General features: G+C 46.8%; 15 protein-coding genes. 2 read left to right on the plus strand and 13 right to left on the minus strand.

The window, feature by feature from the left end; translation table 11 throughout:
• Positions 1–198: 198 nt before the first annotated feature.
• The 4 genes from ACO0KW_RS07745 to ACO0KW_RS07760 form a co-directional block, all read right to left on the minus strand.
• A complete protein-coding gene (locus ACO0KW_RS07745; RefSeq protein WP_423052338.1) occupies positions 199–546 on the minus strand; it encodes a DMT family transporter in 348 nt (115 codons plus the stop codon).
• Positions 543–1,499: a glycosyltransferase family 2 protein gene (locus ACO0KW_RS07750; protein WP_423052340.1), complete on the minus strand. Its 957-nt coding sequence runs from the start codon at positions 1,497–1,499 to the stop codon at positions 543–545. Before ACO0KW_RS07750 ends, ACO0KW_RS07745 begins: the two co-directional genes overlap by 4 nt.
• Positions 1,500–1,567: 68 nt before the next feature.
• A complete protein-coding gene (locus ACO0KW_RS07755; protein ID WP_423052342.1) occupies positions 1,568–3,718 on the minus strand; it encodes a DUF6311 domain-containing protein in 2,151 nt (716 codons plus the stop codon).
• A gap of 43 nt (positions 3,719–3,761) precedes the next feature.
• On the minus strand, positions 3,762–4,223 hold the full coding sequence (locus tag ACO0KW_RS07760) for an Lrp/AsnC family transcriptional regulator (RefSeq protein ID WP_423052344.1): 462 nt from the start codon (positions 4,221–4,223) through the stop codon (positions 3,762–3,764).
• Positions 4,224–4,355: 132 nt separating this feature from the next.
• Between ACO0KW_RS07760 and lysA the strand changes: the two genes are divergently transcribed.
• Complete coding sequence (gene lysA, locus ACO0KW_RS07765) at positions 4,356–5,606, plus strand: diaminopimelate decarboxylase (RefSeq protein WP_423052346.1); 1,251 nt, start codon at positions 4,356–4,358, stop codon at positions 5,604–5,606.
• A gap of 235 nt (positions 5,607–5,841) precedes the next feature.
• Here lysA and ACO0KW_RS07770 read toward each other — a convergent pair whose 3' ends face one another.
• Positions 5,842–6,399 (minus strand): hypothetical protein, encoded by a 558-nt coding sequence (locus ACO0KW_RS07770; protein WP_423052348.1) that lies wholly within the window; start codon positions 6,397–6,399, stop codon positions 5,842–5,844.
• A gap of 241 nt (positions 6,400–6,640) precedes the next feature.
• Positions 6,641–7,414 (minus strand): phytanoyl-CoA dioxygenase family protein, encoded by a 774-nt coding sequence (locus ACO0KW_RS07775; RefSeq protein WP_423052350.1) that lies wholly within the window; start codon positions 7,412–7,414, stop codon positions 6,641–6,643.
• Between the two features lie 149 nt (positions 7,415–7,563).
• Between ACO0KW_RS07775 and ACO0KW_RS07780 the strand changes: the two genes are divergently transcribed.
• Positions 7,564–8,208 carry a YcbK family protein gene (locus ACO0KW_RS07780; protein ID WP_423052352.1) on the plus strand — a complete coding sequence of 215 codons (645 nt, stop codon included), beginning with the start codon at positions 7,564–7,566 and terminating at the stop codon, positions 8,206–8,208.
• 44 nt (positions 8,209–8,252) lie between these two features.
• Here ACO0KW_RS07780 and ACO0KW_RS07785 read toward each other — a convergent pair whose 3' ends face one another.
• The 7 genes from ACO0KW_RS07785 to ACO0KW_RS07815 all read right to left on the minus strand — a co-directional run bounded on the left by ACO0KW_RS07785 (position 8,253) and on the right by ACO0KW_RS07815 (position 15,259).
• Positions 8,253–8,528 carry a hypothetical protein gene (locus tag ACO0KW_RS07785; RefSeq protein ID WP_423052353.1) on the minus strand — a complete coding sequence of 92 codons (276 nt, stop codon included), beginning with the start codon at positions 8,526–8,528 and terminating at the stop codon, positions 8,253–8,255.
• 168 nt (positions 8,529–8,696) lie between these two features.
• Positions 8,697–10,529 carry a DUF885 domain-containing protein gene (locus ACO0KW_RS07790; RefSeq protein WP_423052355.1) on the minus strand — a complete coding sequence of 611 codons (1,833 nt, stop codon included), beginning with the start codon at positions 10,527–10,529 and terminating at the stop codon, positions 8,697–8,699.
• 107 nt (positions 10,530–10,636) lie between these two features.
• A complete protein-coding gene (locus ACO0KW_RS07795) occupies positions 10,637–12,022 on the minus strand; it encodes a formimidoylglutamate deiminase (RefSeq protein WP_423052357.1) in 1,386 nt (461 codons plus the stop codon).
• 2 nt (positions 12,023–12,024) lie between these two features.
• Positions 12,025–12,861: an N-formylglutamate deformylase gene (gene hutG / locus ACO0KW_RS07800; RefSeq protein WP_423052359.1), complete on the minus strand. Its 837-nt coding sequence runs from the start codon at positions 12,859–12,861 to the stop codon at positions 12,025–12,027.
• 73 nt (positions 12,862–12,934) lie between these two features.
• On the minus strand, positions 12,935–13,606 hold the full coding sequence (locus ACO0KW_RS07805) for an SPOR domain-containing protein (protein WP_423052361.1): 672 nt from the start codon (positions 13,604–13,606) through the stop codon (positions 12,935–12,937).
• A gap of 30 nt (positions 13,607–13,636) precedes the next feature.
• Positions 13,637–14,407: a type III pantothenate kinase gene (locus tag ACO0KW_RS07810; protein WP_423052363.1), complete on the minus strand. Its 771-nt coding sequence runs from the start codon at positions 14,405–14,407 to the stop codon at positions 13,637–13,639.
• A gap of 57 nt (positions 14,408–14,464) precedes the next feature.
• Positions 14,465–15,259, minus strand: a complete 795-nt coding sequence (locus tag ACO0KW_RS07815) for a biotin--[acetyl-CoA-carboxylase] ligase (RefSeq protein ID WP_423052365.1) — start codon at positions 15,257–15,259, stop codon at positions 14,465–14,467.
• Positions 15,260–15,336 lie beyond the last annotated feature (77 nt).

The raw sequence follows: 15,336 nt of genomic DNA on the forward strand, positions 1-15,336 counted from the left end.
TGCATAGCTTAGTAACAGCATCAATTCACGCGAGACGATTTTTTGATTTCGAAATGGCGCGTTTCAAACTGTATTTACACTTTTCTGTGGCGATTTAGACATTTCAGCGCTGAGCAACAATCCGACTCTCAACCTGTTACGACTCCTATGATACAAACCCTCTTCATAAAAATGGAAGAGTCCGACAGTCGCCGTCAATTAGGTGCGCCGGATAGTCAGCACCAAAATGCCGAGCAAAATCATCGCCAAACCTAAGATTTTTTGTGTATCGAAATTATCACCAAAGACAAGCTTACTCAAAAGCGCCACGAAAATAAAAGTCAGTCCCGCCATCAAAGGCGATGCGACGCTGAGCGCGGTATTCGACAAAACTTGTAAGGTCAATAGAAAACTCAGTCCATACAACGCTAAACTAACAAGCAGTTGCCAAGTGAAATAAGTTTGCAGGTTGGATAACTGAAATCCTCGCTGACTGGCGAATTTCATCATCACTTGCGCCGACACATTACAGACCACCGCGAATAAAGCGTACAGTAAGGAATTCATTTGTCCTCCTGAGTGAGATTCTGCTTGATTAAGAAGGCTGGACGCCCTTTCACTTCATCGTACAGGCGTGCCAGATAATGGCCGATGACACCCAGACTTAACAAGATCGCGCCGCCAATAATGATGATCAACAAATTCACCGTAGTGAAACCGTCCATCGCCTTACCTTCAATTTTTTGAATCAGGCTAATCACGCCAATGATCAATCCAAACAAGAAAGTCGTTGCGCCCACATAAGTGACCAGCTTTAAAGGCAAGCTTGAAAAACTCGTGATGTTATTAATCGCGTAGCGCAACAGTTTGATTCGATTCCACTTACTGTGGCTACCATCTGGGCGATCGGCTACTTCAAATGGCAATTGGCCACTTGGGAAGTTCGCCCACGAAATCAAGCCGCGAAAAAAACGTTGTCGCTCCGGCAGAGCCAGCAGTATTTGGACAACCTGTTTATCCAGCAATTTGTAATCAGAGTGTCCGCGCAAATCAAGGCCAGACATAGACTTAAACACGGCATAAAAAGCGCGCGCTAATTGTTTCTGCAACCAGGTTTCGCGCGCACGCTGGACTTTGACTGCATGCACCACTAACAAACCGTTTTCCCACAATTGCAGCATAGACGCCATCAATTCTGGCGGGTGCTGGAGATCGCCGTCAATCACGATCACCGCATCACCAGTTGCCGCCTGCAAGCCGGCTAAAATGGCAGCCTCTTTACCAAAATTGCGCGTAAAACTCAGAGCTTTCAGACGTGGTTCTTGTTGCTGCATCGCTGCCAACACTTGTGGCGTACGATCCACCGAACCATCATCCACGGCAATTACTTCCAGCTGATAATTCTCACTCTTGCCCGCGCTGGCTAATGCCGATTCGAGCACGGAAAGTATATGGGGAATACTGGTCTGTATCATTTGTGCTTCGTTATACACAGGGATGACGATACTCACGGATTTCATAGATTGCGGTCCTGTCGGCGATAGTGGCTGACTTATTTGGTGACTTATTTGGTGACTTATTTGGTCATTCATTTGGTAGGCCATTTATTAATGACTTCTTGTTTCTTCAGATGCAAAGCACGAATCGTGAGCTTGCCTTGAGCATGATAAAACGTCCGAAATTCTAGCGTTTGATTGACGATGTCTTTCGCGATGGCAAATGGCACAGTCAAACTCGCTGGTAGATTTTTTGTTCCCATCAATACACCGCTTGCTAGACGTCTTCCACGATCTTTCCCGTCCGGTAAATTCACCCAAACTTCCCAGTTGGCTTGCTCAGTTTGCTCGGATAAATCAGCCTGATAATCAAGCACAAATTCATAGTTCCCTTCCAGTAGTTGCGCATACGGGCCAAAGCTGAGAACGCCCGCCTTGCCATTGCTCACTAGGAATTGAACCTGGTCGACGGATTGATACTCGCCAACTTGGGTAAATAATTCTTTACCCGACCAATGCAACACATCTAAGCTCCCCTGAAACGCAGCGCCTAATGCCTGTTGCTCCATCCGTGGTACTTGCCCATCGGGTACACAGACAAGATAAGTTTGCCACTGTACACAGGCATGTTGATGTGCCGCACGCACAAAGCCCGCCGGCGCTTTCAATACATCTTTTAAGGCCATCACATACAGCGCACTTTGCGCGAAATCCGCTGCGAAATAATCACGATTTTTAACGCAATCGACTTGGTCGCGCGCGATGTAGCCAGTGTCTATCCGTTTTCGATAATGTGCTGCAAGTCGCTGAAAAAACCAAACCATATTTTCATTATTTGCCCCGCAAGAAAAAGCTGGATAGACATGTATATCGTCGACCGTGCGCATCACAGGCTCCCATGCTGTCAAGTCGCCCTGACTTGGTTCACTCGCGATGTTAGAAAGGCGTTGGCTAAAATCTCGCGTATCGACAAATTGCACAGCACACGCAAGCAAAACGATAGCCACTTTTGCTCTCGTCAACGTTTGTAGCAAACCCGCCAGAGCGATGAACAACAAGGTATAAGCAACTGGCCAAAAGAAACGACCGCTACTACGAAAGGTGTCTGTAATTTTGTGCAGGATTGCTGGAACCTGGTATTCAAATAATAGATGCTCGTTCCAAAATACGCGATTCGCACAAGCATATAAGGTCAACGCTAACAAAAATACGATGAACCACCGATATTCCGGGGCCAGACTTAAAAGCCTTTGACGCATGGTGAATAGGCTCAAGGGCAGAAGCATTAAAACACCGAGTCCCAAGTAATTCAAACCTTCATATTGTCCACGCGTTGGATCTGCAAAGTGATAAGCGGCAAACTGATGTGCGGACTCGTTAGCGGCGCAGGAATAAAAATGACTACCGCAAAATGGCGAACTCAGGTTCATCGAGTATTCACCAAACCCAAAGCTTGTCGTGTGTTGACCACCATAGCCGAGTACATAAAAAATGAAGGCAAACACCAGCAGCGAGGCGACTAGATACATTGCACTCTGACGCCAACTTCGGTGCAAAATCACTTCTTCTACGAGACTAAACAAAAAGAAGGAATACAGCATCGCAAAGAAATACGGGTGGATGAGTAATCCCAATAGACTCAATAACAACAAATAGCGCTGCGCCGTATCAACCGCCATACCCGCACGGCGCTTTTGAAAATACACGGCAAGTCCAAACAACACCAGGCACTGCGTCATCAGAGCTGTATGCCCGAAACGCCACATCAATGCAGGCCATAAACAAGCAAAGAACGCTGCGACCGCACCGGCAAAAAGTGAACGCGCGCCAAGGCTACGCATTAACACACTAGCGGCAATCCCTTGCCCAAGGAAGGCAAGGATATGCCACAAAGCGATATAGTGAAATTGCGCAGGCAACCAATTGACAAACGGTTTGAATAACAAAGCCGCCAAAGGAATACTATCCATGAAGGCGATGTTCACACCATCTGGGCTATTAATCCGCGTCGTTTTCAATAATGGAAAGTGCCACTCATCTTGCGCATAAAATTGCCAACCAGCGATATGCTGCGACGCATCGATTTTTTCAAAAAATCCACCTTGCCCCGCCCAAAAATATAGCGGGAACAAGTACAACAAAATCATGGCAGCTACCAAAGCGCCGGTCATCACCGTCACCTTCAAAGAGTCCTGATTGTTCAAAGCGCGCAGTAAGTAATTTGTTCGAATGTCTTTTTTCATTTGTCGCTGGTATATTTATCGCTGGTATAGCAGTTCATATTTATTATGAAGATTTGTCGTCTAAAGTCGGCACTGCAATCACCTTGCCAGCCACATGCGTGGTCAGCACAATCGCGGTCGATGTCGATCCAAAGGCATTGAGTTCATTGATAATGCGCTGCAGGTGCTCAACATCCGTCGCCAACACCTTCATCACCGCACCATCTTCACCAGTCACCGTATAGCAATCGATGATCTCAGGGCAATTCGCGACATATTGTGCATACGGCCGTCCTTGCTGGGTCGAGACCCGTATCATTGCAGTGATGTCATAGCCCAAAGCCTTGGGGTTAATATCGGCGCGATAGCCACGAATGATATTACTGCTTTCTAAGCGCTTGATGCGTTCAGATACCGCAGGCTGGCTCAAATGCACCTGACGGCCAATTTCCGCATGCGACATGCGGGCATCTTCTTGCAATAATTGCAGGATCTTTTTGTCGAATTGATCGATTTTTTGATTCATAAGTAAAACCTCATGATTTTTAGTGAATCCACGGTGAAAGCGCAATTTCACCTTTGAATGCCCATTTAGTTTTGGCATTGTACGCGTTACAGTAGTGCATCTCAAATGTCCTTACTTGATCTGGAATTCTTTATGTCTAACGCCATCTCCGCAGCACAAATACAGCACATCGCACAAACTTATCAGACGCCTTGCTGGGCTTATGATGCTGCCTTGATTCGTGCCCAAATTGCGCAGTTGCGTCAGTTTGATGTCATTCGCTTTGCGCAGAAATCCTGCAGCAATATTCATATCTTGCGTTTAATGCGCGAACAAGGCGTGTTGGTGGATTCGGTTTCGCTGGGTGAAGTCGAGCGCGCCTTGGTGGCGGGTTTTGATCCAAGCGTGGCGTCGGCACATGCACCTATCGTATTCACCGCTGACCTCCTCGACCAACATGCCTTAAAACGCGTGGTGGAATTAAATATTCCTGTCAATTGCGGCTCACCGCAAATGCTAGAACAGCTAGGCGCAGCACATCCCGGCCATCCAGTGTGGTTACGCATCAATCCTGGCTTCGGGCATGGTCATAGCCGTAAAACGAATACCGGTGGCGAACAAAGTAAACACGGCATCTGGCATGAAGAACTGCCACAGGCGTACACCTTAATCCGTCAATATGGTTTGCAATTAGTTGGCTTGCACATGCATATCGGTTCCGGAGTCGATTACGATCACTTACAAAGCGTCTGTGACGCCATGATCACACAAGTTAAAAACTGCCCGCTAGACCTGCAAGCCATTTCTATCGGTGGCGGTTTATCAATCCCGTATCAAGCTGGCGAACCGGAAGTAGATACTGCGCATTACTTTGAAATTTGGAATCTGGCACGTCAACAGATAGAAGCGCATCTCGGTCACAAGATCAGTATGGAAATCGAACCGGGACGTTTCTTAGTTGCGCAATCGGGTATTTTGATCTCTGAGCTGCGCGCGCAGAAACAAGTCGGTAGTAATTTCTTCGTCTTCGTCGATGCCGGCTTCAACGATTTGGTACGTCCATCCATGTATGGCAGCTTTCACCGTATCAGCGCCCACACTTCAAATGGCGAGCTACGCACGGGTAATACCCGCCCTACCGTCGTGGCTGGTCCACTTTGCGAATCGGGTGATGTCTTCACCCAAGAAGAAGGTGGCGTCGTCACACACCAAGATTTACCCGCCTGCGAAGTCGGTGATTTAGTGGTATTTCACGATGCCGGTGCTTATGGTGCCAGCATGTCGTCGAATTACAATTCGCGACCTTTGATTCCTGAGGTGTTGGTGGATGGCGATGAGATGCGATTGATACGTCGTCGGCAGACTATTCAGGAATTGATGAACCTAGAAATCATTAGCGACTAATCCGGCTCATGCTTGGGCTTGGGTTTAGTGGTTTTCTACAAGTTTTCATTAAGCTAAGTTCAAGCTTACACATAATTTTGCGTAGCGCAGAATGCAATGAGATGCATACTAAGATGGTTCTGGAGTAGCGGCGCTATCTAGGCGAAAACAGTAACATCATTTGTACTAGAACCAAACAAACAATTAATTCAAGTTGTACACAACAATAATCAGTTTTCTTACTGAGCAAAGACACTTAATTCAAAACCAGCGTTTCATTTTCGTAAATCGCCTTAACCCCATTGTGATTAAGGAAATTAACCAAGGTAGTGCGATCATTGGTTCTTATGAAGCTCATCGGCAGTGCGCTATAGTCTTTGAGCAAAACATAATCGGATGCTAAAAAGACGGCAAATACTGCATTTTTTATTTCCACAAATTTCAAGGCTGCCTGCGTTGGATCCAGGTTCAACGGTACGTCATTGACAAACTCGATCAAAAAATCCGTTTTCTCTTCTCTAAAAATTCGACTGAGAAATTCAGGCCCTATTTTCTTTTTCGCAGCTTCAGTTAATAGCAACAGCGCTTGGCTTTCGCTCTGATTGCGCAAAGTAATCAGGGGTGTTGATGGTGTATTGGTAGACGTGGTATTGGACGAGCTGCCGGATGCTCCAGAAGTGCTTGCTGCGGAACTGGAACCAGTGGCTGAACTGGCAGTCGAGAAAGCTTGATTATTGGGCACATCGGGTGAGCCACCGCCACACGCGCTAAGTGCGATTGTAATTGCGAACGCTGAGAGTAATTTAGCTTTCATGGAATGATGGAATTTATTGAAATTAAAATGAAAAATACATAATAATCGAAAATTATTTATTCCCTGAAAATTATTGATCATTGTGCGGAAGCTACTCCCAGAATCCTGCGATTCGATTTTATGAGTGGGAATATGCTCATGAAAGTTTGAAACAATAGGCCAATACTGACTACTTTATTAGCTTCGATACAGTTGAATATTAATAAACTCAAAGCATTGATGGTCTAATCTGTGTACCGACTTAAATCACGATCTCAGGCAAACTTGCCGAACGCGTACCCGCTGTAGGCGGATTGTCCTGCGCCCGATATGTGAACACCATAGAAAACTTAGTCTGCCCGGTTTGATTGCAACCTGCGGCATGAAACAAATTACTTGAAAATAACAAGACATCACCTTGCCGCAAAGGTACGGGTTGTGCTTGCGCCAGCAAGTCTTGATTGCGTTGCAGGTCGGCACGTAAAAATTGCGCGCCGTCCAATTGTTCTGCGTCGATTTGCCATTGGTGCGATCCCGGCAAAACTAACAAACAACCATTTTCGATTTTCTCGTCACGCAAAGCTAGCCAGACGCTGATCAGTTCTGGCTTTTGAAAGTTCCAGTAACGACTATCTCTATGCCAACCGGTCAAGCTGGAAAATCGTGCTTGCTTAGTCATGATGCAATTATGGTGAACTTGCGACATTTTTGCGCCTTCGCCCAATAGCTGCTTCAACACGACACTCAACGTGGTTTGTGTCGCCCAATCAGCCAACAAGGGAGAGCGCCCGTAAGCCTGTAATAGGCGTCGCGCTGTTTGCCCGCCTTCGGCATCGCGTGAAGCTGGCGCTCCAGGATAACGGGTGTCGGCTTCATACTCAATCGGCAGTACGACTTGATCTAACTGTTGCTGCGCAAAGTCCAACACTTGCTGACAATAGTCTGGCGAACTAAAAGCTGGCAGCACCAAAAAACCTTGTTGCTGAAATTGCGCGATTTGGATGGAGGTAAGCATGGGGTTAAAAGAGTCAGGCATAAAACTGCATTATAGTAGGAAGTTGAAATCAGATCGTGCAGCATGTGGGTCATGAATGTTGAATCATTCTAAAGAAAAATCGATAGAAAGTACGCAAGCTAACAGATACCCGTTAGAATTTCTTATCTTCGTTTTTCGCCATTCAGAACATGCATAATCGCCGCCAGTTTTTTAAGAAGTCCCTGTTACTGACCGCCGGTGGTTTATTGATTGGTAGCCGTCCATTATTAAGTTTGGCGCAGGATGGCGACACCAAGGTCAGCAAATTAACACCGCCGCCAGATCTGTTTGATGCACAGGTGCTAGATGTTGATTTTTGGTTGAAGCCCCGCACCCTGGACCTGATCCGGCCTGCAAGCGGCGAACGGATCAAATTATTGTATTGGAAGGATGGCGATGTACTTGACTCCGCCTACCAGCAATTTTGTCACTTACTGCGTGACGTGAATGGCAAAAAGAGCGCCGCGATTGACCCTAAACTATTAGAGACACTGTGGGCTACCCAAGCATTCATCGCACGCTTCGGCATGACCAAGCCACTGGAAGTATTGTCCGGCTACCGGACGCCTGAGTCGAATCAGCGCTTGCGTGAAGAAGGTATTCCGGCTGCTCGCAAATCTTTGCATTTGGAAGGCAGGGCCGCGGATATTCGTATCGGCGACTTGCATGAAGAAGTTTTAGGCGAATTAATCCAAAGCTTTAAGCAAGGTGGGGTTGGCTTTTATTTTCGCGCCAGCAGCAAAGGTGGCTGGGTACATACGGATACTGGCTTGCAGAGAACCTGGAAAGGTTAGTGCGATAAAGGAATCAATCCGCGCTTACTCTTACTGGCAGTCACTTATTTTTTCTTACGACTACGATCCGCGGATTCACGCAAAATCGTGAAATTCCAGTCATGTTCATTGCTAACCCCATTGTATAGGGTCGTAATTCGAAACATCTCAGGATTATCTTTTAATCGTTGGCCCTTCGCTTCCAGTTTCAGCTCGAGGTTTTGTCTATCATAGACATCCAAGTCAACTAAGGATCCTTCTATCGCCGCAGGCGACAACAGGGATGCTATGGTTTTTGGCGTAAATTCCAACATATAAACTGGCATCGCAAAGGCACCCATGGCAGCTCCTTGTTTGTAACACGTCGAAACGAAGTGAATCTTTTGATTCTACTCGCGCAACTTCGATTCAGGAAATTATTTTCCGCTTGGGAAAATAAAATGGGCAACAAAACCACACCGTTTTGCTGCCCATTGTTCAACTAATTAAATTAATTTAAAGATTTGAATTCATTTCTTTGTTGCGACCCACGCCTTAATCCGACTTTCCAAGACGTCGAGCGGCAATGCGCCTGCGCCTAACACTTCGTCATGGAACTCTTTCAAACTAAAACGAGTGCCTAATGCTTTGCTAGCATAATCGCGCAATTCCAAAATTTTCAACTGGCCAATTTTATATCCCAAAGCCTGCCCTGGCCAGACGATGTAGCGATCAGTTTCGCTCTGGATTTCTACTTCTTCGATCCCAGAATGATTGCGGAAAAAATCGACGACTTGTTGTCTATCCCATTTTTTGTAGTGCAAACCAGTGTCTACCACCAGGCGAATAGCGCGCAGCATTTCATCTTGCAAGTGACCATAGTAGCTGTAAGGATCTTTAAAGAATCCTAACTCACGCCCCAATCGTTCAGAGTACAAAGCCCAGCCTTCTACGTAGGCGTTATTGCCACCTTGTTGACGATAGGGAGGCAAACCTTCCAGCTCTTGAGCAATCGCGATTTGCATGTGATGTCCAGGTACACCTTCATGCAAGGCCGTAGTTTCTATCGACAGCGTCATGCGATTCGCAAAGTCACCGGTATTGACCATCACGTGCCCTGGGCGAGATCCATCTGCCGCACCTGGATTATACGAAGCACCTGCAGCCTCTTTTTCGCGGAATTCTTCCACCGCCATGATCTTCACTTTAGCCTTCGGCAAGCGACCGAATAGCTCTGGAATTTTTGCATACATTTGGTCGGTGTACTTGTTGTACAGATCCAGAATTTCTTGCCGTGACTTTGGATGCAAATCAGGATTTTTTTCCATAGCAGCATTGAAGGATTTCAGGTCGGCGAAACCTAATTTCGTTGCGACTTCTAACATCTGTCCTTCGATACGTGCGACTTCACGCAAACCGATTTGATGGATTTCTTCCGGCGTTTTGTTCGTCGTGGTTTGTGTTTTCACTTGCAATTTGTAACGAGCTGCCCCATCCGGCAAGGACCATAAACCGACGTCTTTACGACCATAAGGTGCGTAATCGCTACGCACAAAGTTGGAAAAATTTTGATATGCAGGGAGCACCTTGATTTTGATTGCATCCAATACCGCAGTTTTCAGACGCTGTTGATCCGCTGCAGAAATATCCGCCGGAAATTGCGCCACTGGTTTTGCGAATGGCGAAGTTTCCATATTCATGGCAACTAGATCGTCACATTGACGGGCGATCTTTGGCAATAAAAATTGCGGCGGCATAATTTTGTTTTTTACGCCTAATCGCATCTGTACGATCGTTTGCTCAAACAGCGCTGGCAGTTTTTGTAAGCGCGCAATATAGTCTTCGTAATCTTTAACCGTGGTAAAACTCAGCATCGTGACTAACTCTGGCGTATCCAAATGCAAGCCAGAATTTTGCAGAACGGGCATTTGCCACCCCTTGAAGCGGGCACCTTCTATTTCCTCTTGTAGCTGACGCACCATCAAATCTTTATTGAGTTTTTGTTGGACGTTAAATCCCTTAGTATCAATGGCTTGAAAACGCTTTAAGAACGCACGCGTCATCTTAAGATTTTGATCGATCGCTGCCTGTGAAAAATCGCGTAGCTGATCGTTATAGCGCTTGTCGCCCAACATGGAGGCGTATTCTGGGTTGGTACGCAGACCGTATTCCCATTGTTCAGCCAATAACTTGTCTAAGGCTTGCAGACGCGCAGCCAAGGTCGCATCTTGACGATCCGCCTTTGCAACGGTAACCGCAGGCATGTTGGTTTCTGCCTGTGCCGTCACAGCAAATGCTGGAGCGCTTAAAATGCCGATACTGATCAATAATCCAGTTAAATTGTTAATCGCAAATTTCTTCATAACTTCCCCTTTTATTGTTAAATGATTTCGACTTATTTCTGTCGTTCTTATTTCTGTCGTTCTTATTTCTGCCGTTCTTATTTCCGTCACTTTAGTTTTTACCGCGATCAAAGTTGCCGCAGTTGCTGCATGCAACGCACGTAGTTCGCATTGATTTGTGCCTGTTCGCGATGTCGTCCTGCTTCAACCACTTTTTGGCCACCGACATACACATCACGGATCAAATTATCGTTGCCGGTAAACACCACACTACTCAATACATCCGCCACATCGATGTTTTGTAAATTCGGATGCTGATCATCAAAGATGATGAAATCCGCACGGCATCCAAGCTGTAATTGTCCAACATTGCGCCCCGCTGCTTGCGCACCACCAAGCAAACATTGTTGCCACATGTAATCGGCAACCCGTCGCTGCCCTTTGACACTCGCAATGTTACGGCCTTGCTGCTTGAGGCGTTGTCCATATTCTAGCCAACGAATTTCTTCCACGACACTTTGCGAAGCGTGACTATCAGTGCCTATGCCGAAGCGTCCACTTGCCGCGATGTAGTCAGACAATTCAAAAAAACCATCACCAAGATTGCCTTCAGTCGAAGTACAAATACCGGCCACAGATTTACTTGCCGCCATGCTCGCCACTTCCTGCTGATTTAAATGAGTCGCATGCACTAAGCACCAACGCTCATCCACAGTCTGCGTATCAAATAACAATTCGACCGGACGCTTTCCTGTGGCTGCCACACATGCATTCACTTCGCGCATTTGCTCCGCGATATGGATATGAATAGGACGTCCAGCGGGCATTCCTATCACCAGTTCGCGTATCTGATCAGTGCTAGCAGCACGTAATGAATGGGGAGCAACCCCGATTTCCACCTGCGCATTTCGTTGCCCGTCAAGTGCGCTGATGATATTTAAGATTTGCTCAACATTGGTATTGAACCGGCGCTGATCTTCACGCAAAGGCAGTTGTTTAAAATCCGCGTAACTGTACAGCACCGGCAACATGCTGATGCCCATCCCCGTCATATTGGCGGCGGCAATGACTTGCTTCGCGGTCTCTGCCATATCCGCATAGAACGCGCCATCCGGCGCACGATGCACATAATGGAATTCACAAACGGATGTATAGCCATGGCGCAGGCATTCTGAATATAACTGTGCAGCAATCGCCTGCATTTGTTCAGGTGAAATCGACAATGCATAGCGATACATTAGGTCGCGCCAGGTCCAAAAACTATCCGGACCTTCGCCCGCAATTTCTGTCATGCCCGCCATCGCCCGCTGAAACGCATGCGAATGCAAATTCGTCATGCCTGCAGAAACGAATCCATGCTGGATTTCATACGTTGCCGGTGTCACATCGGTTTCGATCTTGGTAAAATTACCTGTTACATCCCAATGCAAGCGCACCTGACTCGCCCAACCAGTCGGTAATAGTGCCTGCTTGGCATACAAGGTCTGCGCCGTGTTGGATGTTGATGTGTTCATGATTATTTTCCGGTACTAGCCGTCTTTGCAGACTTTGCTGCCCAGTTCAGACAGGTTTGTAAAAGTTGTTTGAGTAAAGGTTGCACCTGCTCCGCCAGATCTGCGCGATACGCAAATGGCGACTGCTCGTTCATGTAGACACACTGACTCATTTCTAATTGCACAGCATGAATATTCTGCACTGGCTGGCCGTATTGACGAGTAATATGCCCACCTTTAAATCGGCCGTTAAACACATGTGTATAAGGATTGCTGTCGGTTGCAGTATGATCGCGCATCACATTCGCTAAGGCAGTTTGCAATCCGTGATCACACGATTTTTGATCAGCTGTACCAAAATTTAAATCTGGCAATCGTCCTGCAAAAAAACGCGGCACTTCGGAGGCAATAGAGTGTGCATCCCACAAAATCGCAATGCCGTGCCGATCACGCATACGCATTAGCTCGGCCTGTAGTTGTTGATGATAAGGTTGCCAGTATTGCTGTATGCGGTTCTGCACTTCGGCAGCGTCGGGTCCCTGACCGTTTTTATATAGAGGCTCTTTAGCAAAAGTATCTACCGGACATAATCCCGTCGTATCTTGACCCGGATATAAATTCATATCATCGGAAGGGCGATTCAGGTCGATGACGTAGCGCGAATATTTGGCATGAATGCACGAAGCACCTAGTTCATCGAGCATGTTGTAAAGCAAGGGTAAATGCCAATCCGTATCGGCTTTGACTTGCGCGACAGGATCGAGTTGAGCTAGTACTTGTTCCGGAATCTCTGTGCCAACATGCGGCATAGAGATCAACAAAGGAAGGCTTCCTTGTTTGAAATGAAAAGCGGCAGACATGATATTTTTCTCTGATAGTCGAAGTGGTTGCTAGTGCAGAAAATGAGAATCAACTTAGGCAATATGTGGGTGCCTATTCGGTCTTCGCCTTGCACTCATGACTTTGTGCGCTAGCGAAACTGGCCTTGATTTGATCAACCGTTTGTTTTTCTTCTGGATTGAGATCTTGCAAACGATAATTGACTTTCGCGGCACTGACCGTACGCGGCGCCAACTTAGCCTCTTTCAGACCTTTTTTCTGTAGATTGGCTAAGTGCGCTTTGGCAGCTTCGGGCGTTTTAAAAACGCCCATGGAAATCGCCCAACGCATCGGTGTTTGATCTTGTACGATATAGAACTCAGTGAATCCCAATTTACGTATCTGCGCGGCTTTTTTGTCCGCAGCATCTTTGCTTCCGAGGGAAGGAATATAGACCATATTCGTGGCGACCTCGGCCATTTCTGTGCGGGTTAAACGTGCCGCCAAGGATAATGCTTTGATCTTTTCATCAAAACTCTTGCTGTCCGCAGTTGAGAATCCATTTAATTCCACACAAGCCATTACAGGTTCAGTTCTTTTTGTCTGAGCATCGATTAAATCTTGCGCCGCATTCGGACTCATTAGTTTGATTTGATCCGCATTTTTCTGCAGTTTCAAACGCGATGGCTCACGTTCCTCAGTTGGCCACTTTCCCAAAAAACCAAAATTTAAGGCCAATAGCAAGGCATTGATGATCAAAAAAATCCAGAGGAAAAATCGCAACATGATGTATTTTCAAAGTAAGAAGCTTGCACACTAAGATGACTTGGCGGCCACCCATAAGCCAGTCAATACCAAATTCTCTACGTCCTGCCAATCTATCGCCTGACAATGGGTAAGTTGCGGCAACAGATAGGGAGCTGCACCACCCGAAATAATTAGCTTGGCATTACCACGCTTTCGTTCTAAATCACGCACCGCGCACAGCATAGCGCCAATTTGTGCGTGGATGCAGCCACTCGCAATCGCCTGGTCGGTATGATTGGCAAATAGATCCTGCAATTCAAAATGCTGCGCAATCTGCGGTAGCTGTGCTGTGTTTTTTGCCAGTGCGCTCGCCATCAACTGCAGTCCCGGCAAAATCATACCACCCAGAAAATCACCTTGTGCCGTAATCGCATCGATTGTCGTTGCAGTGCCGCAAGTAGCGACGACCAAATCAACATCAGGAAATTGATAATGCGCGGCGATTGCCGACGCAAAACGGTCTGCCCCCAATTTGATGGGTTCGCGATAATGATTATGAACACCGGCAATTGGATCGGCTGCACTAAACGACTCTATCGCGATGTCAGGTGAATGAGACCGGACCAGTTGCTCCAAGCTTTGTTGCAATCCTGCACCAGCCACGTTTGAGATCTTACAACGTGTGATGTGATAGTGAGCAATTGATTGTGCAATCTGTCCAAGATCCTGATGCAATACTGACCCCACCCCTTGCCAGGCAGGTGGAAATTGCAAAGGTGCTTCGTTTGAAATGCATGACCATTTCACCCGCGTATTACCGGCGTCAATCATTAGCAACATCGGGCACTTTGCAGTCATCTTGATTTATCGCCAAATAGATTTTCAGAAATCAGCATTTTACGGCAAAGGCCGCAAAGAGACATCTCCAGAATGGATCAACACCGGTCCATTTTCCGTTTGTAAAATTAAACTTCCCTGATGATCGACCCCTATTGCAATCCCTTGCTGCACAAGAACCTGCTGATCGACAATCATCACCAATTGTTGTGCATGTGCATGCAAGCGATTCCATCGCTCATTGAAGACAGCGAAACCCTGCATTGTAAACTCCGTCAATGCAACTTGGAGTGCTTGAAGTAATTGCGCGATCAATTGATTTCTATCCATCTGCGCTAACCAAGTCGCTTCTGCTACAGCTTGTCCTATACTTTTTTCCAGCGCCTCCGGCACACGTAAATTTAGGCCTATGCCAATGATCGCCCAGGTACTGCCCGTGTTGCTTACTTGCGATTCGACCAAAATGCCGGCTAATTTTTTTGACTCTTTGAGAATGTCGTTAGGCCATTTCAATTTAACAGGTACACCTAGTTGCTGCAGTCGTTCGGCAATCGCCACGCCGACTGCTAAAGGCAATCCGATTAATGTTTGGGCACCACTGGTGAATTCCCACGCCAAAGAAAAGGTCAGCACCCCATCTGGCGCTGACAGCCAGCTACGACCAGCACGACCTTTTCCTGCTGTCTGATGGCGGGCCACCAACAGAGTCGGTGTGTTTAAGCTTTTCGCTCTTTGCATCAGGTCTGCGTTAGTTGAACCCGTCTGCTCCACCACTTCTATTGAGAGCGCGGGATACTCATTCGCTTGATTGAGATGATATAAGGCTTGCTCTATCGCTTTTTCGTCTATGTGCATCCTCTCCATATTTGCTCTTTTCAATTACGCGCCCTATCCACTATTCAGCTATTTTCAATTCAAATTTTATTCGTAAT

It is taken from the genome of Undibacterium sp. Ji22W (assembly GCF_049340305.1).
Lineage (GTDB): Bacteria > Pseudomonadota > Gammaproteobacteria > Burkholderiales > Burkholderiaceae_D > Undibacterium.